Origin of the sequence: Corynebacterium lipophilum (assembly GCF_024102595.1) — a bacterium.
GTDB classification, from domain to species: domain Bacteria; phylum Actinomycetota; class Actinomycetes; order Mycobacteriales; family Mycobacteriaceae; genus Corynebacterium; species Corynebacterium pseudogenitalium.
On record NZ_JAEUWV010000007.1, the window covers coordinates 14,752 to 33,934 of the forward strand.

At 64.2% G+C, this 19,183-nt stretch carries 20 protein-coding genes; 13 read left to right on the forward strand and 7 right to left on the reverse strand.

Annotated elements, in window-relative coordinates:
* Complete coding sequence (locus JMN37_RS06300; RefSeq protein ID WP_252931369.1) at window positions 1–1,494, reverse strand: DUF1846 domain-containing protein; 1,494 nt, start codon at window positions 1,492–1,494, stop codon at window positions 1–3.
* A gap of 236 nt (window positions 1,495–1,730) precedes the next feature.
* Between JMN37_RS06300 and JMN37_RS06305 the strand changes: the two genes are divergently transcribed.
* The 5 genes from JMN37_RS06305 (at window position 1,731) to JMN37_RS06325 (ending at window position 7,501) form a co-directional block, all read left to right on the forward strand.
* Complete coding sequence (locus JMN37_RS06305) at window positions 1,731–2,525, forward strand: Fpg/Nei family DNA glycosylase (RefSeq protein WP_252931370.1); 795 nt, start codon at window positions 1,731–1,733, stop codon at window positions 2,523–2,525.
* Between the two features lie 16 nt (window positions 2,526–2,541).
* Window positions 2,542–3,969 (forward strand): bifunctional ADP-dependent NAD(P)H-hydrate dehydratase/NAD(P)H-hydrate epimerase, encoded by a 1,428-nt coding sequence (locus JMN37_RS06310; RefSeq protein ID WP_070361715.1) that lies wholly within the window; start codon window positions 2,542–2,544, stop codon window positions 3,967–3,969.
* 282 nt (window positions 3,970–4,251) lie between these two features.
* Entirely contained in the window at window positions 4,252–5,262 is a 1,011-nt protein-coding gene (locus JMN37_RS06315; protein ID WP_252931371.1) for a hypothetical protein, read from the forward strand.
* A gap of 10 nt (window positions 5,263–5,272) precedes the next feature.
* Window positions 5,273–6,322 carry a hypothetical protein gene (locus JMN37_RS06320; protein ID WP_071573818.1) on the forward strand — a complete coding sequence of 350 codons (1,050 nt, stop codon included), beginning with the start codon at window positions 5,273–5,275 and terminating at the stop codon, window positions 6,320–6,322.
* A 66-nt stretch (window positions 6,323–6,388) separates the two neighbouring features.
* Complete coding sequence (locus JMN37_RS06325) at window positions 6,389–7,501, forward strand: MFS transporter (protein WP_083433286.1); 1,113 nt, start codon at window positions 6,389–6,391, stop codon at window positions 7,499–7,501.
* Here the strand turns inward: JMN37_RS06325 and JMN37_RS06330 are convergent.
* The gene (locus JMN37_RS06330) at window positions 7,493–8,146 is read right to left on the reverse strand and encodes an ABC transporter ATP-binding protein (RefSeq protein WP_252931372.1); all 654 of its coding nucleotides are present in this window, start codon (window positions 8,144–8,146) and stop codon (window positions 7,493–7,495) included. The two genes, JMN37_RS06325 and JMN37_RS06330, sit on opposite strands and share 9 nt — an antisense overlap.
* Window positions 8,147–9,118: an ABC transporter permease gene (locus JMN37_RS06335; protein WP_252931373.1), complete on the reverse strand. Its 972-nt coding sequence runs from the start codon at window positions 9,116–9,118 to the stop codon at window positions 8,147–8,149. It lies immediately after the preceding gene.
* A gap of 120 nt (window positions 9,119–9,238) precedes the next feature.
* Between JMN37_RS06335 and JMN37_RS06340 the strand changes: the two genes are divergently transcribed.
* The 4 genes from JMN37_RS06340 (at window position 9,239) to JMN37_RS06355 (ending at window position 11,673) form a co-directional block, all read left to right on the forward strand.
* Entirely contained in the window at window positions 9,239–10,357 is a 1,119-nt protein-coding gene (locus JMN37_RS06340) for a sensor histidine kinase (RefSeq protein WP_252931374.1), read from the forward strand.
* The gene (locus JMN37_RS06345) at window positions 10,350–10,961 is read left to right on the forward strand and encodes a response regulator (RefSeq protein ID WP_252931375.1); all 612 of its coding nucleotides are present in this window, start codon (window positions 10,350–10,352) and stop codon (window positions 10,959–10,961) included. The genes JMN37_RS06340 and JMN37_RS06345 overlap by 8 nt, the downstream gene beginning before the upstream one ends.
* Before the next feature lie 29 nt (window positions 10,962–10,990).
* Entirely contained in the window at window positions 10,991–11,191 is a 201-nt protein-coding gene (locus tag JMN37_RS06350) for a hypothetical protein (protein WP_252931376.1), read from the forward strand.
* An 80-nt stretch (window positions 11,192–11,271) separates the two neighbouring features.
* Window positions 11,272–11,673, forward strand: coding sequence for a hypothetical protein (locus tag JMN37_RS06355; protein WP_252931377.1), 402 nt, complete (start codon window positions 11,272–11,274; stop codon window positions 11,671–11,673).
* A 192-nt stretch (window positions 11,674–11,865) separates the two neighbouring features.
* On the opposite strand, the gene JMN37_RS06360 is transcribed toward JMN37_RS06355, so the two are convergent.
* A complete protein-coding gene (locus tag JMN37_RS06360; protein WP_252931378.1) occupies window positions 11,866–13,059 on the reverse strand; it encodes a multidrug effflux MFS transporter in 1,194 nt (397 codons plus the stop codon).
* 17 nt (window positions 13,060–13,076) lie between these two features.
* On the opposite strand from JMN37_RS06360, the gene JMN37_RS06365 reads away from it, so the two are divergent.
* Genes JMN37_RS06365 through JMN37_RS06380 form a run of 4 tightly spaced genes read left to right on the forward strand, consistent with a single transcriptional unit; the run spans window position 13,077 to window position 16,552 of the window.
* Window positions 13,077–13,478: a hypothetical protein gene (locus JMN37_RS06365; RefSeq protein WP_252931379.1), complete on the forward strand. Its 402-nt coding sequence runs from the start codon at window positions 13,077–13,079 to the stop codon at window positions 13,476–13,478.
* 36 nt (window positions 13,479–13,514) lie between these two features.
* Window positions 13,515–14,402, forward strand: a complete 888-nt coding sequence (locus JMN37_RS06370) for an SLAC1 family transporter (RefSeq protein WP_070361705.1) — start codon at window positions 13,515–13,517, stop codon at window positions 14,400–14,402.
* A complete protein-coding gene (locus JMN37_RS06375; RefSeq protein ID WP_252931380.1) occupies window positions 14,399–15,328 on the forward strand; it encodes an SLAC1 family transporter in 930 nt (309 codons plus the stop codon). The genes JMN37_RS06370 and JMN37_RS06375 overlap by 4 nt, the downstream gene beginning before the upstream one ends.
* A gap of 27 nt (window positions 15,329–15,355) precedes the next feature.
* On the forward strand, window positions 15,356–16,552 hold the full coding sequence (locus JMN37_RS06380; RefSeq protein WP_252931381.1) for an IS1096 element passenger TnpR family protein: 1,197 nt from the start codon (window positions 15,356–15,358) through the stop codon (window positions 16,550–16,552).
* 403 nt (window positions 16,553–16,955) lie between these two features.
* Here JMN37_RS06380 and JMN37_RS06385 read toward each other — a convergent pair whose 3' ends face one another.
* From JMN37_RS06385 to JMN37_RS06400, 3 genes are read right to left on the reverse strand one after another with little or no spacing between them, the layout of a single operon-like run.
* Window positions 16,956–17,276: a DUF202 domain-containing protein gene (locus JMN37_RS06385; protein WP_252931382.1), complete on the reverse strand. Its 321-nt coding sequence runs from the start codon at window positions 17,274–17,276 to the stop codon at window positions 16,956–16,958.
* A complete protein-coding gene (locus tag JMN37_RS11435; protein WP_370295981.1) occupies window positions 17,273–18,001 on the reverse strand; it encodes a VanZ family protein in 729 nt (242 codons plus the stop codon). The genes JMN37_RS06385 and JMN37_RS11435 overlap by 4 nt, the downstream gene beginning before the upstream one ends.
* Window positions 18,002–18,023: 22 nt before the next feature.
* Entirely contained in the window at window positions 18,024–19,142 is a 1,119-nt protein-coding gene (locus JMN37_RS06400; RefSeq protein ID WP_252931383.1) for a hypothetical protein, read from the reverse strand.
* Window positions 19,143–19,183: the final 41 nt, after the last annotated feature.

Genomic DNA, 19,183 nt, shown 5'->3' on the forward strand with positions numbered 1-19,183 from the left:
TTAGCGCTTGTGGTAGAGCCCCTTCTTCCAGTACTTCGGCTCGGAAGTCACCAGCACGCCGAGGTTGCGGAAAATGCCCTCGTCGACGGAGCCGAGGATGGTGCTGGTGTGCGCGTCGCAGCCGCGCAGGTTCTTCAGCTGCTCCAGCGCCGCCGCCGCATCACTGCTTGTCGACGCCGACACCGACAACGCAATGAGCACCTCATCAGTATGCAGCCTCGGGTTCACGGACCCGAGGTGGCGCGTCTTCAGCGTCTGGATCGGCTCGATGGAATCCGGCGACAGGAGGTGGACGGAGTCGTCGATCCCCGCGAGCACCTTCAGGGCGTTGAGCAGCACCGCAGCCGACGGCCCCAACAGGTCTGTCGTCTTGCCAGTCACGATGGTGCCGTCCGGCAGCTCCAGCGCAGCGCCCGGCGAGCCGGTGGCCTGTGCGACCTCCAGGGCCGGGGCGACCACCACGCGGTCCTGTGGGGTCACCTCCGCCTTCCGCATGACGTTGAGGATCCGGTCGGAGACGGTGTGGTCGGTATCATCGCGGCGCTCGTCCACGAGCGTCTTGTAGTAGCGGCGCACGATCTCCTGCTTCGCGGCGTGGCGGCAGGCGGCGTCATCACTGATGCAGTAGCCGGCCATGTTCACGCCCATGTCCGTCGGTGACTGGTACGGCTCCTCCCCCGTCACCTCGCGCAGCAGCGCCTTGAGCAGCGGGAACACCTCAATGTCGCGGTTATAGCTGGTGACGGTCTCCCCGTAGGCGTCCAGGTGGTACTGGTCGATCACGTTGACGTCATCAAGGTCGGCCGTCGCGGCCTCGTACGCGAGGTTCACCGGGTGCGACAGCGGCAGGTTCCAGATGGGGAACGTCTCAAACTTGGCGTAGCCAGCGTTAATACCGCGACGGTGCTCGTGGTAAATCTGGCTCAGGCACGTGGCCAGCTTGCCGGAGCCCGGGCCCGGTGCCGTCATCACGATCAGGTCGCGGGACGTCTCCACGTACTCGTTGCGGCCAAAGCCTTCCTCGGAGACGATGCGCTGCGTATCGTGCGGGTACCCGGCAATCATGTAGTGGCGCGACACCGTCAGGCCCAGACGCTGCAGCCTCTCAATGAACGCCTCCACCAGCGGGTTCTCACCCTCCAGCTGGGTCACCACCACATTCTCGACGAGGAACCCGCGCTCCCGGAACACATCCACGAGGCGCAACACGTCCTCCTCGTAAGAAATCCCGAGGTCCGCCCGCATCTTCTGACGCACCACGTCACCCGCGTTAAACGCGATCACGATCTCGACCTCATCCTTGATGCGGTCCAACATCGCAATCTTGTTATCCGGCGTAAACCCCGGCAGAACGCGGGAGGCATGATTGTCGTCGAAGAGCTTGCCACCCATCTCTAGGTAGAGCTTTCCCCCAATTGCTTTTCGTCGGGCCGAAATGTGCTCCGACTGCATCGCAATGTACTTATCCCGATCAAATCCAACGCTATATGGCATGGAACCTGAAGTATACCGGGCCAGCGCGCGCATCTCTATTTGTGCACGTTGGGGCGGGTTGGTTCCCGTCGACCTCTTACGGTCGACCAACCCTGGTCAGCGCGGAATCAGGTTTTTGGCGTCGAAAAGCCCCAAATTGCCGTGACCTGCATTGGTCGACGCTAAGAGGTCGACCGGAGCGGAAGCCGGCGCGCACTGTACCTTAATCGGTGAGATATAAGGAGTAGCAGAGTCCAATGCCCGAAGGCCACGTCATCCATCGCCTCGCCCACCACCTGAACGATGCGTTCGCAGGACAGCCCATCGAGATTTCGTCCCCGCAAGGACGTTTCGACGTCACCCCGCTCGCCGGCGCCACCCTGACGGAGGCCCGCGCGGTGGGCAAGCACCTGTTCCTGGAGTTCTCCACGGCGACGGTGCACGTGCACCTGGGCCTGATTGGCTCCTTCCGTTTCGAGCCCGCCGAGGACGTGTGGGGCCAGATCCGGCTACGCCTGGCCAACGAGGACGTGGCGGCGAACCTGCGCGGCCCGCAGTACTGCCGCTACGTCTCCCCACCGGAGGAGCAGGCGATCCTGGACCGCAGCGGCGAAGACCCCCTTGACCCGGACGCGGATCCGGAGGCGTTGTGGAAAAGGGTGCGGGCGTCGAGACGCACGATTGGGTCGTTGATGATGGACCAGAAGTACTTCGCGGGCGTGGGCAATATATACCGTGCGGAGCCGCTGTTCCGCCTGGGTATTTCCCCGTTCGTGCCGGGCCGCGCGTTGGACCACGAGGCGTTCCTGCGCCTGTGGCAGGACGTGCGCGAGCTGATGGAGTACGGGGTGGAGCACGGCCGGATAGATACTGTGCGCCCCGAGCACAGCCCCGAGGCGATGGACAGACCACCCCGGAAGGACGACCACGGCGGTGAGGTCTACGTGTACCGCCGCGCCGGCGAGCCCTGCTTTGTTTGTGGCACACCAATCGAGGTGCGCAAGTACGAGGGCCGCAATTTGTTCTGGTGCCCCTCCTGCCAGGCGGAATAGCGCGTAGAATGGCGGAATGTTTGCTGCACCGTTTGCCTATTCCGCCGCGGAGATTCGAGCCGCGGAAGCTCCCCTCCTTGCCGCTGAGGCGTCTCCAGATGCGTTGATGCAACGCGCCGCGCATGCTGTGGCGCGCGTGGCGCGCGAGATGTCGGGGCCGCGGGAGCGAGTGTTGTTGCTGGTGGGCCCGGGCGGCAACGGTGGGGATGCGCTGTACGCGGGGGCGGAGCTCGCCAGGGAGGGATGGCAGGTCGAGGCCTGGCTGCCGCTGGGCAGGGCGCAGCAGCGGGCGTTGGATGCGTTTGTGGGGGCCGGAGGTGGGGTCGTCGAGAAGCCTGGGGCGTGCGACCTCCTTATCGACGGCCTCTTCGGCCTCGGCGGGGCCGGCGACCTGCCCGACGCTGTCGCCGACATCGACGCGAACCAGGTGCTGGCCGTGGACGTGCCGAGCGGCGTGGATGCCGACACCGGCAAGGCCGGCCGCAACGCGCTGCAGGCCAACGTGACGGTGACGTTCGGCGGGTGGCGCTACGCGCATGCCCTCTCGACGCGCTGCGGGAATGTGCTGTGCGCGGACATTGGCCTACCACTGCCGGAGAGCCACGTGCGGGCGTACCGCGCGGTGCCCAACACGGGCCTGGACCTCGAGGGCATCAGGCCGATGGGCCCGGTGCCGGTGAGCGTCAAGGAGCCCGGCGCCGATGACGACAAATACACAGGCGGTGTGGTCGGCATCCACGCTGGCAGCGGCACGTATCCGGGCGCGGCGCTGCTGTGCACGGCTGGGGCGGTGACGGCGACACCGGCGATGGTGCGGTTCGCGGGCGCGCAGGCGCTTGAGGTGGTACGGGCGCGGCCGGAGGTCGTGGCCACCCGCGAGTTGGAGCAAGCCGGTCAGGTGCAGGCGTGGGTGTGCGGCCCTGGTATCGGGATCGATGGGGAGGCGGATGCTGCCGTCGATTGGGTGTTGCGGCAGGGTGTGCCGGTGGTGCTCGACGCGGATGCGCTCACCCTTGTGGCCCGCGCGCCGCGTAAGTTGGCGCGGGTTGTGGTGACCCCGCACGACGGTGAATTTTCACGCCTATATACAGGTATGACCAACGATCGCGTCGAGGAGACTGCCGACTGCGCACGGGCGCTCGGCTGCACGGTGGTCCGGAAGGGGCGTGCCACGGTCGTTTCAGACGGCCAGGAATCCATCCTTATCGACGCCGGCTCCTCCTGGGCCGCCACACCCGGCTCCGGCGATGTGCTTGCCGGGATTATTGGGGCTCGTGTGGCGCGCGACGGGATAGACGACGTCCTACTTTTGGCCCAGTCGGTTCAGGTACACGCGGTGGCTGCGTGGCTCGCTTCCCGGACACCGTACGGCCACGCACAGACTTCTGCTAGCGAAATTGCATCCAATGTGCGTAGCGCTACGGCGTGGTGCGCACGTTTTTAGCAAAAGCAGTGTATGTGGGTCTAAATTACACCGCTGTAATTTAATGCCGATGAACTGCATTTTCACCCTCCACACCCCCAGAAAGGGTTAGGTGGGGTATGGTCCCTTTGTTTGGTTTGTGGCTTCCTTAAATGTAGATGTTGAACAATCCCGCAAACACATGTCATGGACCTGCGAGTATGTGAATATTAAGGTTTATTTACGGTTTTTCCTGGATAAATACAGAAACACGCGTCAACGAACGAATACGTTTCCGCAGCTCCCTCGGCTACACTCAGAAATATGTTCAACAATCGGAGACTCCAAGCAATCGCAATCGCGCTCTCGCTCGGCGCGTGCGCCATGGTCGCCCCTTCCGCTGAAGGCGCAACCGTTGGCGAGAATGTCTCCGGCGTATGCTCCATCCGCCTTAACGCCGAAGAGACAAAGCTTTATGAGCAGTCGAAAGGCAAGGCGGCAAGCTTCGACGTCGACAAGGCGTGGAAGCTCGCATTCGAGCAGGCTTTCCCAGCAGCCAAGATGCACGGCGAGAAGCTGTACAACGATCTGAAGTCGGACTTTGCGTACCAGCAGCAGTTCCAGCCAAATCCTCGCCCGAAGCTCGCTGAGCTCGCTAAGCAGGTCGCTGAGGACTCGGAACTGCCAGAGTCTGTCGCACTCGACTACGTCACCCACAAGTGGAGCGACGCAGTCGTGGCAGGCTTCGAGAACCCGGGTCGCCTCCCAGAGATCCTGGAGTACGACAAGTACTTCGAGAACGGCGAGATCCCAGCCTCGAAGCAGTCGTTCCGCGCACCGGAACCAGTCTTCCCGACCATCGGTGACCGCGACGCCCTGATCCAGGAGAAGAAGGACCAGTTCAAGGGCCTCACCGACGAACAGGCAGCTGCTTGGGTTGACCAGTTCGAGAACCAGGAAGGCGTCGCAGAGACCCGCACCATGGCGGAAGTCGAAGCAGCGCTGAACCAGTCGAAGGACAACTGCCGCGACGGCAAGTCCGGCATCGTGCTCTTCCCAACGCAGCACTCCAACCCGGACGCAGTCTCGCAGGGTGCTGAGGGCACGGACCGTAACAAGGAACAGCAGCCAACCACCACGCCTTCCTCTCCGACCACCACGGTTTCCGTTGACGTTCAGGTCAACCCATTGAACGGGAAGACCACTGTGAACCAGGAGCCTTCGAAGACAGTCGATACGAGCGATAACTCGGCTGCCCTCATCGGTGGCATTGTTGGCACCATCGTGATTGCAATCCTGGCGGTCCTCGGCCTGACAGCAGCCAAGATGCTGTAATCTCATCTCCATGGAGTCTCGGAGATTTTTCACTGGCGTTGTAGCCCTCGGGCTCAGCGCCAGTTTGCTATCTCCAGTTGCGGACGCCGCCGTCATCGGCCCCCAAGATCCCGCAACGAAACTCTGCGCGTTCTACCTCTCCCCCGCCGAATACGCCCGCCTCATGAACGCAGCGCGCCTCCACTTCTCCGCGCCCGAAAAAGAGTACGCGCTGGACTATCAAACATTCCGGCAAGCGTTTCCGGAGCTGGGGAAGGTCGAAGAGGACGTCTATAAGCGGATTAGGGAAGAGGAAGGGCGAGAGTTTCTCGCTCCCAGCAACTTCGCGCGGCCCGACTCGCTGCAGCACACGTACGCGGTTGAGGCCTTCACTGAGGCGGGGCTGCCCGCGAGCGTCGCCGAGTGGTACCTATTCAAGTACAGTCCGCAACGCACCACACCGCAGGCGTCGGCGGATGACGTGCTGACCTACCACTACTACGAACTGATGGGGCAATACCAGGTGCTCGGGCCAGGGCAACGCGCCCTGTTCCGGCCGGTCACCCAAGCCACTGAAACCCCAGACATCGCGCGCGAGCTCCAAACCCGCTTCCCCGGGCTCAGCGACGCCGCCGCAACCGCCTGGGCGCAGCAATACGCAGACACGTTCTTCTACACCAACCTGCGGCGCGTCAAGGAATACGTCACTCTGCGGGAGCGGGCTGAGCAGCTCTGTGCCGCCGGCGGCGACGCCACCCTGGCGCTACCGATCCCGCCGAACGCGGTGAATACGGTGGTGCCGCCGATCCCGACGCTGACTACCAGCACGGCACCAAAGCCCACGCCCACGACACCGGCCACGCCAACCACCCAAGCACCCGAGCCGACCGCAACGGCCACAACGAGGCCCGTGGCAAAGCCGACTACGGAACCGACCCCAACCACGACTACGCCCGAGACCGTGGAAGAGAAGGAGCTCACGCCGCTCGCAATCGCGGGAATCGTGCTTGGGGTACTCGGCGCGGTGCTAGCGGGAGGCACCGTGATCATGCAGGCGCTGAACCTGGGGGCGTTCGCCTAACACGCGCGGTGTAGGTTGTCACGTGTGAGTAAACAGTCGTCGCTCCCTATGCTGCCGTTGTCCGCGATGAGCTTCGCGGCGTTCGTCTACGTCACCTACGAGATGTTCGCGGTGGGTCTGATTCGGCCCATGGCACAGGACCTCGGCGTGACGGAAGGCCAGATCGGCCTCCTCATGAGCGTGTACGCCGGCCTCGTCGCCGTGGTGACCATCCCGCTGATGCACTTCACCCGCAACTGGGACCGCAGGCCAGTCTTCCTGGCCACGCTCGGCTTCCTGGCCGGGGGCGTGATCTTGCAGGGCATCGCGAACAGTTACGCGGTGCTGGTGGCGGCGAGGGTGACCGCGGCGTTTACGCACGGGCTGTTCTGGTCGCTCATCAACCCGATGGCCGCACGCCTTGCGCCGAAGGGGATGACGGGCAAGGCCGTGGCGACGGTGTCGTTCGGGTCGACGATGTCGGCGGTGATCGGTACGCCGTTGACCACCATGCTCGGCGGGATGATCGGGTGGCGCGGCGCTACCTGGGCGTTGGGCGTCGCGGTGATTTTCTCGGTGGTGGCGTTAGTGGCGTCGCTACCCTCGATGCCGGCGAAGCACCCGGAGCCGGCAGCGGGGGCGAAGCGGACAAAGTCGGCGATACCGTCGCTGGTCCTCTTCCTGACGTTCAACGTCACCGCCGTGTTCACCACCTTTACCTACCTGGCGCTGCTCATGACGACGACAGCCGGGCCGAAGCTGGTCCCGTTCGGGCTATCCCTCTTCGGCATCTGCGGGGTGATTGGCGTGCTGACGGCGGGCAACACGGTGGACCGGCGCATGATCCGGGTCAACGGGTTCGTCGCCGTGCTGCTGGTCGGGTCGGCGGCGTTGGGGCTGCTCGCGCTGGAGACGAAATCGGTACTGCTCATCATCGCGATGATTATCGTGTTCGGTCTGGCGAACGGGGCGCTGCCGCCGTCGGCGACCACCATCTTCCTGCACGCCGGGAAGCGCAACGAAGACCTGGCAAGCTCCATCTACGTGGTGACCTACCAGGTCGGGATCGCAGCCGGGTCCGCGCTCGGCGCCGCAGTGGTGGACGCCGGCTTCCTGCCTGGCACGCTCTGCATGACGGCCGGACTGGCGGCCTGCGCGTTCATCACCTTGGCGCTTGGGTCGCGGCCGCGGCTACGCTGAAACGCGCTCGCGCGACACGTGGCCGTCGCGGACGCGGACAACCTCGTCGCGCTCGGAGATGAGGCTGGCGTTGTGGGTGACGAACCCGCAGGCGATATCGTGCTCCTCCACCAGGGTGCGCAGCAGCGCCACGATCTCGTGGGAGCGCTCGGAGTCGAGCGCCGCGGTCGGCTCGTCCGCCAGGATCAGCCTCGGCTCCCCCATCAGCGCGCGGGCGATGCCGACGCGCTGGCGCTGCCCGCCGGAGAGCTGCTGCATGCTGCGGTCCCCAAGCCCGTCGAGGCCGACTTCCGCGAGCAGCTCGTTCGCGCGGTCCACGCGCGGCTTCACACCACGAATGTGGTCGGTGACCAGCAGCTGATCCCTCACATTGAGCGCCCCGATCAGGTTGGCCTGCTGGAAAATCATCCCGATCTTCTGCAGTCGGACTTCGTCGGAGACCGGGGTGGCGTCGACAAGAATGGTGCCACTGTCGGGCTTCAGTAGCCCGGCCGCTGCGGAAAGCAGCGTGGACTTGCCGGAGCCGGACTCGCCGATGATGAATGTGAGGTGGCCGGGGTTGGCGTCGAAACTGATGTTGTCCAGCGCCGTGAGTGTGTCCTCGCCGTCTTGGTACGTGACGGTGACGTGTTCCATGTGCAACATTTACGCAATACCTCCCAGTGCGAGCTGCGGCTCAACTTTTGTAATTTGGCGCGTCGCGATGAACGCGCCCACCATCCCGATCGTCCAAATCGCCAGCGGCGGCCCCGCGACCGTGAGCACCGTCAGTGAGAACGGCGCCACCTTCGACGCCGCCAGCCCAATGCCCAGCGCAATCAGGGCGCCAACCGCCGCGCCGATGCCCAGCAGCACCGCCGCCTGACCCAGCGCATCCTTGCGCAAGTAGCTATTCGACGCCCCAATCGCCTTCAAAATGGCCAGGTCACGGGTGCGCTGCATGGTCCACACCGTCAAGAAGGCCACGATGACCAGCGCCGCGATGGCGTACAGGAAGCCAAGGATCATGTTGAAGGACGCCTGCTCCGACTTGTACGCAGCCAGGCCGTTGAAGGACTCCTTCATGCTCATACCGCGGTCATCGCTGGCGAGCAGCACCGTGCCGTCCGCGTCGGTGTGCATGGCGGCCTTCCAGTCCTCCGTGTTCACCCACAAGACCGCGGTGTGGGAGAAGTACAGGTCATCCGTGACGGCGTCGACGGTGATCGGGGTGCCGCCGACGGAGAGCTCGTCGCCAGGAGCGACGTGCAGCTCACGCGACGCGACCGCGCCGTCGCCAAGCACCTCGCCGCCGGGCAGCTCAGTGCCCTTCGGCAGACCCAGGATGGAGATGGACTCCTCCTTCCCGTTCTCCCGCAACAGCAGGGTCTGGCCGGTGCCCAGCGGGACCGTGCCCTCCTCCGCCGTCACGCGCGACGTCATATAGGAAGGCTCATCCATGTCCTGGAAGACGACCGACTTTGCATCCAGTGCCTCCAGGGCCTCCGTGTTCTGCTTGCCCAACCCGTTGGTCAACCCGGTCAGCATCACCACGAGCAACGTGATCAGGCCAACCGTGCCAACAATGAGGCCGAAGCGGCCTCGCGCTTTCACAATTTCTCTCAATCCGACGAACATGCCCACATTGTGCGTGTGAGCAGGCACATTCCCCATCGGGAGCGGGGTTGAACCTCGAATCAACCGTCCGGTTGATCCGCCCTCCATCGGATGTCGGGTGCACCGTCTAAGGTGATCTGCGTGAACACCACCAACCGGATCCTCACCTTCCTGCGCGTCAGCTTGCACGTGCTGGTTGCCGTGCTGCTGCTCGTCGGCATCGCCTCCAGCAGGTGGAACCCGCTGGCCATCTGCATGGCGGTCCCCTTCGCGCTGCTCTACCTGGCCGGGACTGTGGCCTACAACGAAGGCAAGCGCTTCCCCCGCGCTGCCATGTACACCTGGCTCGCCGCCGTCCTCGCGCTGTGGGTGGTCATGGCGCTGCACGCCGCCGAGTTCGTCTGGTTGGAGTTCCCGCTGGTCATCCTGGTCTCCGTGGTGCTGCCCACCTGGTCCGGTATCGCGGTGGCGGCGCTGCTGCTGGCCTTCACGCTGTCGATCACAGCGCCGGGCGCGGGAATCGGCGGAGTGGTCGGACCGCTGCTCGGCACCGTGCTGGCGCTGCTGATCTACCACTCCTACCGGGCACTCCGCGCCGAAGCCGACCACTACAAACACCTCGCCTACGAACTCCAGGCCACCCACATGGAACTCGCCGCCGCCGAACACGCCTCCGGCGTCCTCGAGGAACGCGCCCGCCTCTCCCGCGAAGTCCACGACACCATCGCGCAAGGCCTCAGCTCCATCGTGCTGCTCGGCCGCACGCTGGACAAACAGATCACCGAGCCCGGCGCGAAACAGATCCTCGACACCATCCGCGCCACCGCCTCCGACAACCTCGCCGAGGCGCGCCGCTTCGTCGCCGTCAACGCCGGGCCCGCCGAACCCCTGCCACGCAGGCTGGAGGAGCTCGCGCGGGGAGCGGAGGGGCGTCAACAAGCACTCGGGCAGCGGCTCACGGTGGACCTCAACGTCGAAGACGTGCCCGAGCCCGCCGCCGGCGTCATCGAGCGAGTCGTGCGCGAGGGGCTCTCCAACATCGTGCGCCACGCCGACGCCACCCGCGCCGTGGTCACGGTGGAACAGCTTGGGGACGTCGCCACCGTCGACGTCTTCGACAACGGTCGCGGCATCACCGGCCCCGAAGGCTATGGCCTGCGCGGTCTGCGGGCGCGCGTCGCGGAAGTCGGCGGCACCCTCAGCGTCGAAGGTAACGTACTAGCAGCAAGCATCCCCCTGGGAAAGGACACCCATGAGTGAGATCAACGTCATGCTTCTCGACGACCACCCCGTCGTCCGCGCCGGCCTCCGCGCAGTACTCGACTCCTTCGGCGACATCACCGTTGTTGGCGAAGGCGCGGACGGGCGCGCCATCGAGCGGATGCCCGACAACGTCGACGTTGTGGTCACCGACATCCAGATGCCGCACGTGGACGGCATCGAAGTCACCCGCCGCCTCGGCGAAGCAGGCGGCCCGCCCGTGCTCATCCTGACCACCTACGACACCGAAGCCGACGTCGTCGCCGCCGTCGAAGCAGGCGCGCTCGGCTACCTGCTCAAAGACGCCCCCGAGGACGAACTCCACGACGCCATCATCGCCGCCGCCCAGCGCAAACGCGTCCTCTCCCAGGAAGTCGCCGGGGTCCTCGCCGAGCGCCTCATGCGCCCCGACGAGGCCTTAAGCGCCCGCGAAATCGAGATCCTGCGCGCCCTGCAGACCGGCGCCTCCAACCGCGCCATCGCCGACCGGCTCTTCATCTCGCAGGCCACGGTGAAAACCCACCTGATCCACATCTATAACAAGCTCGGCGTGGACAACCGGACCGCCGCCGTGGACCGGGCGAGGGAGCGCAAGATTATTTAGGTGTTGGTTGGGCGCTAGATTGCTCGGCAGTGCTTGAGCTTGAATCCTTTTCCTTTCATCCTCCCCAGTTTATTATTTGCATCTCGCTGAGCGGCGCCCCTGTCCTTGCCTTTGCCAAAGATGTATTGCCCCGTTGCTTCATTCCGAAGATTTACGACAGCGCACTTCAGCGTGACAACTTTTCCGCGCTAGGAAGACTTCTGATGCTGGCTTCGGTGCATAAGCACTAGCACTCGGCGCAACTGAAATTGCTGCCCCCGTTAAAGCTAGACTTACTATCCCGACTACTCATGAACGGAGTGGCTTTCGCATGACCAGTCCTTCTTCCTTGTCAAATGGTGAGCTGCAAGGCTTTTACGAAGACCTTTACGTGTATTGCTCTGAAAAAGATTCTTACGATATTGCAGAGCGTTTCCAGAAGGAACTCAAAGTTTCCTTCTCCGAAACTGACGCTCTTCCTGATTTCACAGTTGGTGAATGCGATGAAGACGAGTATGAACTCGCTGAAGAATTAGAACCTGGTAGCAATCAGGAGAGCTTTCGTCCATACGTGATTACCCAGCACTTCTTCTTGGAAGTCTTAAACCTAAGTGACCAGGTGATTGACCCTATTAGTGATGCTGTTTTCGCAGCCGTTCAACGAGCGACAGAAGATGTCCCATACTTCAGTTTCATGGGTTTTCTCACGGACAATCGCTCTGAGGATAAGTAGAACCGGGTCGAAATCGATAGCTATGGCAGGGCGTGCACCAAATTCCTGCTTTTGCGCTTTGGAAAGCGTGCCTGGGAATTTCCCCAGGTCGCGGCCCCTGCGCAAAGGAATTTGGTGTCATCGTGTTCGGCCCAAACACCAAATTCCAGCATTTGAAAAGCGGCCCCAGGATACCTGCACGCCACAGAAGTGCTAGATGTTTTTAGGCCTGGAATGTGGTGCCGCGCTCCCCAACAGCACGCCAAGCAGGGCCAGGCCGGCGCAGGTGAGGATGCCGTTGGCCATCGATGCGGTCGGGTTGGACCCGAGCGCCACCAGGGGAGGGACCAGGCCGCCGATGATGAACTGGAAGAAGCCCATCGCGCCGGTGCCGGCGCCGATCCCGATGTCCCGGATCTCCTCCACGGCGAGCGCCGAGGCGTTGGCCATGATGAACCCGGCCATGGCGGAGAGGATGGCGATGAAGGGGAGCATCGTGAGGTTGGGACCGAGCTGGCTGTAAGCGAGCAGGATCAGCCCGGCGAGGATGTCAACAGATAACGCCACAACGAGCAGGGTGCGTGGCTGGTGGGTCTTAACCAGGCGCATGTTGATGGAGTTCGACAGCGGGATGAGCAGGGCGATGCCGCCGAAGATGAGGGAGAAGGTGGTAGGTGTAACGCCGAGTTGGACCTGTAGGACCAGCGGGGATGCCGAGATGTAGGAGAACAGGGTGCCGAAGCCGAGCCCGGCGGCGAACATGTAGCCGAGGAAGGCGGGGCGACGCAGGCATTGGCCCATGCGGGGGAAGATGGTGCGGAGGGTGCCGCGGGTGCGCTTGGCGGGCGGGAGGGTTTCGGGGACGAAGCGCCAGGCGATGAGGATTTGGGCGAGGTTGACGGCGGCGATGGTCCAGAAGACGCCTCGCCAGGTGAAGGTGGGGATGATCAGGCCGCCGAGTACGGGGGCGATTGCGGGCATGAAGCCGGAGATCGCCATGAGGCCTGACAGGCCGCGGGCGGCCTCGCGGCCGTGGGCGATGTCGGGGATGACGGCTCGCGTAACGACGACGGCGCAGCCCCCTGCCAGGCCTTGGAGGAATCGGGCGGCGATCAGGAAGGAGATCGTGGGGGCGACGGCGCACGCCACCGATGCCGCGAGCGCCACCACCGAGGAGACCAGGATGGCGGGTTTGCGGCCCGTACCGTCAGAGATGGCGCCGAAGACCAGGTTGCCGAGTGCCATCCCGAGCATGAACCCCGAGATGGTCAGTTGGGCGGAGGAGGGGGACGTCGATAATTGGGTGGCGAGCTCGGGCATGCCGGGCAAGTACATGTCGATGCCGAGCGGGCCCGCTGCGGTGAGCAGGGCCAGCGCAAGTAGGAGGCCACCGGAAAGTTTCTGCACGTCGGTAGGATAGCTGCATGCGTGCGACTGTAGAAATCTGTTCGGCTGAAGACATACCAACGACAACGAAGGCGCTCACGGACCGCGAGCCGTCGGAGTGGGTGGTGCTCAAGGCGGTGGACACCACGCCCGGCGGGAAGCTGCGAGTCTATGCGGGGCGCCTGGCGGGGCAGTCAAGGCCGGGGCCCAAGGGGCGACTTGCCGCGGAGCTGCGGGTGGAGCCCGGCGCGCAGGTCACGCTCTGGGTCAACGAGGGCTACGAGCACCACCTACTTGCTCAGTCGGAGGGGCTGCGTCTGGAGGGGGTCGCGCTGGAGCGCGGCCAGGCAGGCAAGGTTGGGGCCGGGCACCTGGCGGTGACGGTCCGCAACACGGGGACAGAAACGGGCCGAGCGCTGCTGTTCGGCAGCGTTTCGTAGTTGGCCAAACAGGCCTGGCGGGCTTAGCGTAGGTGCATGCAGTTGCCTAAGTATGGCCCCGCGTGGGCCGGGTCCCTGATGGGGACGTCGATCGCCTCTACACTGTCCGGGTTGCACGGGTTCCGCTTCGGCCAGATCGCGTTTGCACTGGTAGCGGCCGTGTTATTGGCGGTGTTCACGGTGGGTATTCGCAACGAGCCGCCGCGGCACCAGAACATGGCGGCGTGGGGCATGTACACGATGGGGCTTTTGGCGTGCGGCTCTGCGTGGACGGCGCTGACCGGCAACGACATCTTCCAGCTGATCAGCTGGTGGATTGGCGCGCCGCTGTCGATCGCGGTGTGCCTGTGGCAGCTGTGGGGCTTCTGGAAGGTATCGGAGCACTACACCACCCCGGCGTTCCCATGGGGGCTGGCGCCGGTCACGCCGATGGTCGCGGCGACGTCCGGTGGGCAGCTCGCCGCCGAGCACGGCATGTTCTACCACCACGCTGGCATCGTGTGCTTCTTCTTCACGTTCATCCCGGCGATCCCGCTGTTCGCTTACTGCTACTGGTCGCTGTGGCGGCGCCGCGATCGCCCGCGCGGCGCGGCGGCAGGCACGGCCTGGATTCCGCTCGGGGTTGTCGGCCAGTCGACGGCCGCCTCCACCTTCCTTTTCGACGCCCACCTCTACGGCATCATCATGTTCGCCATCGGCGTACCGTGCGTCCTCTTCGGCATGTACTGCTTCTACCAGGCGGTCTTCACCTGGGCGCCGTACGGCCCGGGCTGGTGGGGCTCCACATTCCCGGTGGGCACCCTGTGCCTGGGCTCCTGGACCGAGGGCTGGCACGCCCTCTCCTTCGGGCTGCTGCTCCTGCTGCTGTTCCACTGGTGCGCGTGCGCACTCCGATTCCGTTCCTGGCAGCGTGAGCGCGTGTGAAAACCAGGACCAGCTATAGCCTGCCGCCAGCGGGCCCGGCGTGGGGCGGCAGCCTCATGGGGACCTCGCTGGTGGCGACGCTGCTGGTCATCAGCGGACTCGACCCTCTGGCGTGGGTCGTGGCCTGTATCGGGGTGGCCATCCTGGTGGCGCTCGTCGTCGGGTTCATCATCTACCGCACGCCCCGCTTCCACCAGGACATGATGGCGCCGTGGGCCATGACGTTCATCGGGATCATGTCGCTCGGCACCGCCTGGACCAACCTCACCGACAACCTGACGTACATCCTCGTCGGGTTCTGGGTCGGGGCTCCCGCCTGCCTCGCCGTGTACGCCAACCAGCTCCGCGGCTTCCAAGGGGAACCGAACTTCGCGTGGGGGCTCGCGCTCGTCGGCCCCATCATGGCGGCCAACACGGCCGGGACCACCCACGCCAAAGGCGGCGGCGACATCTACTGGATACTCGGCGTGTGCTGCTTGGTGGCGTCGATAGGCGCAGCGTATCCGCTGTTTGCCAGGGTGTATGTGGCGGCGTGGCGTCGAAAAGTGGACCTGAGCGGGCCGAACGCGGCGACCGTCTGGATCCCCCTCGGCGTCGTCGGGCAGACAGTGTCCGCCGTGGACCTGCTGTTCGGCAAGGATGCCGAGCTTATCGTTGGCACCGTGCTGCTCATCATCGCGATCCCCATGATCGCCTTCGCCATGTGGCACTTCTACCCCGCCGTCGCGCACTGGGTGCGATACTCCCCCGCCTGGTGGGCCTCCACCTTCCCCACCGGCACCATCAGCGTCGGCAGCCACCACCTCGCCGAAGTCTGGAACCTCGAATGGCTCACCATCATCGCCACCGCGCTGCCAGCCCTCCTCGTCTTCCACTGGCTCCTCTGCGTCGCCCGCTGCACATTCTGGGTAGTTCGCGAGCGCTAAAAGATACAAAACTATAGAGTGAACGACATGAACATCTCTCTATTAATCACCGTAGAAAACTCCCGACCCGAGATTTCACGATGCATTAATGTTGATCACTCGATGTACCTGGGGGAACTCGCACTCATTATCGACGCCACCCTCGGCTTCTCGAGCGCAGCAACACACATGTTTTCGGGGACCATCAACGGCGAACAACGCGTCTACACCGCCCAACCAGCCGCCGGCGAATACGACGAAAACGACCTCACCGTCCAAGACATGCCCGAAACCATGAGCTACATCTACGACGCCGGCGCCAACTGGAACATCAACGTCCAAGTACTCGGGCCATCCACCATCGCCGGCCCGACCCCCGTCCTGATCTCGGCGCTCGGTCCCGACGTCATCGAGCACCTCAAAGGCCCCGCCATGATGACCGAGCTCTATGACGAAGCCGTCCGCCTCGCAGCCGGCCAACCCGCCGACATGCACATCACGCCAACCCTGTTCTCCGCGATGCCCGTGATGTCGCCGGGCCACATGGTCGACAGGCTCACCAAAGCGGACCCCGTCAGCATCTCGAACCGCATCTACTACAGCGTCGAAACTATGGTCAGTCGCCAAATGATGGACCCCAACGCCGCAACCGAAGAAGACGAAGAAGTCCGCGAAGCGCTCCGCGAATACCTCGCCAACCGCGAAGACCTCAAAGACATCATGGCCATCGACCCCAACCCCGAAAGCAACCCCGCCGTCATGGCCGCCATCGGCGAATTCCTCGAAGACTACTACGGCCCCAACCCAACCTTCGAATCCCCCGTCTACACCGGCATCACCGAAAACCTCTACGACCTCATGGACGGCATCCTCCTCGACGACCCCATCTGGCGGCAGCGCCTCCACAACTTCTTCGTCGAATCCGGCTTCATGCGCGCCGAACAAACCGGGCGCTACACCATCACCGACGAAGGCATCGAACTCCTCAGCGGCGGCGACAACCCCTTCGACTTCGCCGAAAACATCGCACGCGGCTTCTACGCGACCTTCGGCCGCGAAAACTGGAACCAGCTCATGTTCAACCTCATCTCCGACTCCCCCCACACCGCCGACTCAACCATCTACAAAGAAGGCACCACGCTGCTCGCGTCCTTCGGGTTCGGCGAGAAAGTCGACGGCGAGTTCAGCCTCAACGGCGACGGCTACGACATGCTGAAGTGCATCGCGATCGACTTTTCCTCCTAGCGCTCTTCCTCGAGCGCCCGACTTGAGGTAGTGCTCAGAAGTCTTGTCGGGATTTTGTGAACAGAATTGCGTCCGCTGTCAGGCCCATTTCCCAATGAGGCGACACGCGCACCAAATTCCTTGTTTTCACGCGCGGGTCGGCGTGTTTCCCCAGGTCGCGGATTGCCCGGGTAGGAAAAAGGAGCACAAGACTGGCGTCGAGTGGCAAAACACACACCCGCCTTTGACCTAGATATTCATAATGCCTGGTCAGAAATGGGCTAGGTTTTCCTAGCTGCGTGATTTGTCACTGCGTCGAATCTGACAGCACCAAATTCCTTGTTTTCCGCACGCGGGTCGGCGCGTTTCCCCAGGTCGCGCGCTGCTCGGGTAGGAAAAAGGTGCGCACCCCTAATGCGCACCTCTAATTCACCAGGACAAGCCACAGGCCCAGCCCGCCCAAGCCCACCAGGGCAGAGGCAGTGGCGAAGACGGAGACCGTGTTTGGCTGGGAGCGTTCCTGGGCGAGGTTGTGGGCTTCGGTGCGGTAGAGGCGTCGATATCTGGCGATGAGCACTGTCGCCAGCGTGAGCAGCAGACCGACGGCGCCGAACACGGGCACCGGGTAGGCGTGGGACCAGCGCAGGAGCACCATCGAGCAAACGAGCATGGCCAAGGCGGTGCGGGTCCAGCTCAGGGCGGTGCGCTCGGGTTGGAGGCCAGGGTCCGGAACGGGGATGGTCACGAGAGGAGCCCCACTAGTACCACGATGGAGGCGACCAGGATGCCGACGCCGAGGAGTGGCGCGATCGCGGGGGCGGGCAGGGGGCGGCCGTGGCGCAGTGCTCGCTCCACGCGGACCCAGCGGATGGCGGCCCCGGCGGCGATCGCCATGCCGATCACGATGACGGTGGCTGCGGCGAAGGTTTGAGTGCCGGGCGGGATGCCGGTGACATCGAAGGCGCCGAGGGCGATACCGCCGGCGAGGAACGCGAGGGCCGTACGGGTCCAGGCGAGGAAGGTTCGTTCGTTGGCGAGGGTGAAGCGGGCGTCGGGCTCGTTGCCGTCGGGGAAGATGGTGCGAGTAAAGGAGCGGTTACCCATGCCGGCCAGTGTAGCGCCCAGGGCGCCGCCGGCGGTGTTGATGAGGAGGTCGTCGATATCGGAGTAGCCGGCGGCGAGCGCGTACTGGGCTGTTTCAATGCTTAGTGACGCCACCATCGACACCAGGGTGGCCTTCCACACCGTGCCGAGTCGGAGGCGGGCCAAGTAGCCGACGGGAAGGAACAGGACGATGTTGCCGATGAGGTTGAGCCACGGCCCCCACCAGACCCGGTAGTAGATGAAGGATCCGAAAGGGATGAGGCGCAGGTGGCGGACCTCATGGGAGGTTGTTTCCCACACACCGGGCAGGCCCACGTACGCCTTGCCGACGGTAAAAAAGAGCACGGCCGCGGCGGTCAGTGCCACGGCCGTGTAGTAGGTGCTGCGTTTAGGCAACGGCTACCTCGTGCGGGACGGGGCCGCCGGAGACCTGGCGGTAGGCGTACACCATCGCCAGGAGTGCTGGGGCGGTCAGCAGCGTGCCCAACACCAGCGAGACGATCGCTGCCGCGCTGGAGCCGGCGCCACTGCCGGAGACGGTGGCCATCAGGATCCCGCAGACGATCATCAGGCCGAGCAGACCACCGTAGTTGCGCTTCGCCGTGGTGAAGCCGGCCTTGAAGGCATCGCCGAAGGTGCCGTTGTTGTCGGCTGCGTAGAACGACTGGAAGATGAAGAACGGCGAGATAAGCAACATGATCAACACCGCGATGCCGATCCCAACGAACAGGGTGGCAAACACGGATGGGTCTATGGCGCTTAGGTCACCGCCCGAGGCGTTCAGGAGCGCCTCCGGGTCTGCGCCGACAAAGCCGACGGCAAAACCGATCACCATGAGCAGGGCGAAGATCAGAGTCGTGATGATGCCAACGACTACCGTCATCCCAAGCGTCTTGCCGTACGCAGCCGCCTTGATGTCCTTCAGGATGAACTGCTTCGGGCCAACCAGGGTCTGCTGCAGCGCTGCCGCGATGAACAGTGGGGAAGCAAAGAACAGGACCAGCGTGCCCAGGGCGCTCACGCCATCGCTCTGGAAGACGCCGCCGATGTTGTTCAGCAGCGCGTACACGAACGCGAGCACCAGCCAGGTGCCCGGGTTGGCGTAGGCGGTTTTGAAACCGTACTTCAGCGCAGCGCCGACGGACAGCTTCCCGGTACCCAGCTGGTGGGCGACACCGTTCGCGGCCGGGTTACTGATCGGGTGCGGGGTGACGCCGTCGCCGAACTGGGAAGGCGTGATGCCGACGAAGCCGTCGTCGTTCGCGAGCATCGCTGCTGCGGGGCTCGTCGGGACGGCGAGCTGAGCGCCGTGGTAGCGCAACGCACTCTGCCCGGACGCCTGCGCGGCCGAGTTGACGTCAAACGCACCGAAATCGGCCTGCTCCCCGTAGGACTGGCCGGAGGGCTGTCCCGAGGACTGGCCGTAAGGCGACGCGCCGTACTCCGGGTAGGACGGGATGCCACCCGGGTTCTGCGGATCGTTTTCTGGTGTATTTGGTTCAGTCATGTTGCCCAACAGTACACAAAAACGCTCCGCAGCGCCTACAC

What these genes read in the sequence shown, in the direction of transcription:
- JMN37_RS06365 (WP_252931379.1), top strand. Translation starts at nt 13,077, where the DNA reads ATGCGTGCGACTGTAGAAATCTGTTCGGCTGAAGACATACCAACGACA.
- JMN37_RS06320 (WP_071573818.1), top strand. Translation starts at nt 5,273, where the DNA reads ATGGAGTCTCGGAGATTTTTCACTGGCGTTGTAGCCCTCGGGCTCAGC.
- JMN37_RS06300 (WP_252931369.1), bottom strand. Translation starts at nt 1,494, where the DNA reads ATGCCATATAGCGTTGGATTTGATCGGGATAAGTACATTGCGATGCAG.
- JMN37_RS06325 (WP_083433286.1), top strand. Translation starts at nt 6,389, where the DNA reads ATGAGCTTCGCGGCGTTCGTCTACGTCACCTACGAGATGTTCGCGGTG.
- JMN37_RS06310 (WP_070361715.1), top strand. Translation starts at nt 2,542, where the DNA reads ATGTTTGCTGCACCGTTTGCCTATTCCGCCGCGGAGATTCGAGCCGCG.
- JMN37_RS06345 (WP_252931375.1), top strand. Translation starts at nt 10,350, where the DNA reads ATGAGTGAGATCAACGTCATGCTTCTCGACGACCACCCCGTCGTCCGC.
- JMN37_RS06315 (WP_252931371.1), top strand. Translation starts at nt 4,252, where the DNA reads ATGTTCAACAATCGGAGACTCCAAGCAATCGCAATCGCGCTCTCGCTC.
- JMN37_RS06335 (WP_252931373.1), bottom strand. Translation starts at nt 9,118, where the DNA reads ATGTTCGTCGGATTGAGAGAAATTGTGAAAGCGCGAGGCCGCTTCGGC.
- JMN37_RS06370 (WP_070361705.1), top strand. Translation starts at nt 13,515, where the DNA reads ATGCAGTTGCCTAAGTATGGCCCCGCGTGGGCCGGGTCCCTGATGGGG.
- JMN37_RS06355 (WP_252931377.1), top strand. Translation starts at nt 11,272, where the DNA reads ATGACCAGTCCTTCTTCCTTGTCAAATGGTGAGCTGCAAGGCTTTTAC.
- JMN37_RS06380 (WP_252931381.1), top strand. Translation starts at nt 15,356, where the DNA reads ATGAACATCTCTCTATTAATCACCGTAGAAAACTCCCGACCCGAGATT.
- JMN37_RS06305 (WP_252931370.1), top strand. Translation starts at nt 1,731, where the DNA reads ATGCCCGAAGGCCACGTCATCCATCGCCTCGCCCACCACCTGAACGAT.
- JMN37_RS06330 (WP_252931372.1), bottom strand. Translation starts at nt 8,146, where the DNA reads ATGTTGCACATGGAACACGTCACCGTCACGTACCAAGACGGCGAGGAC.
- JMN37_RS06400 (WP_252931383.1), bottom strand. Translation starts at nt 19,142, where the DNA reads ATGACTGAACCAAATACACCAGAAAACGATCCGCAGAACCCGGGTGGC.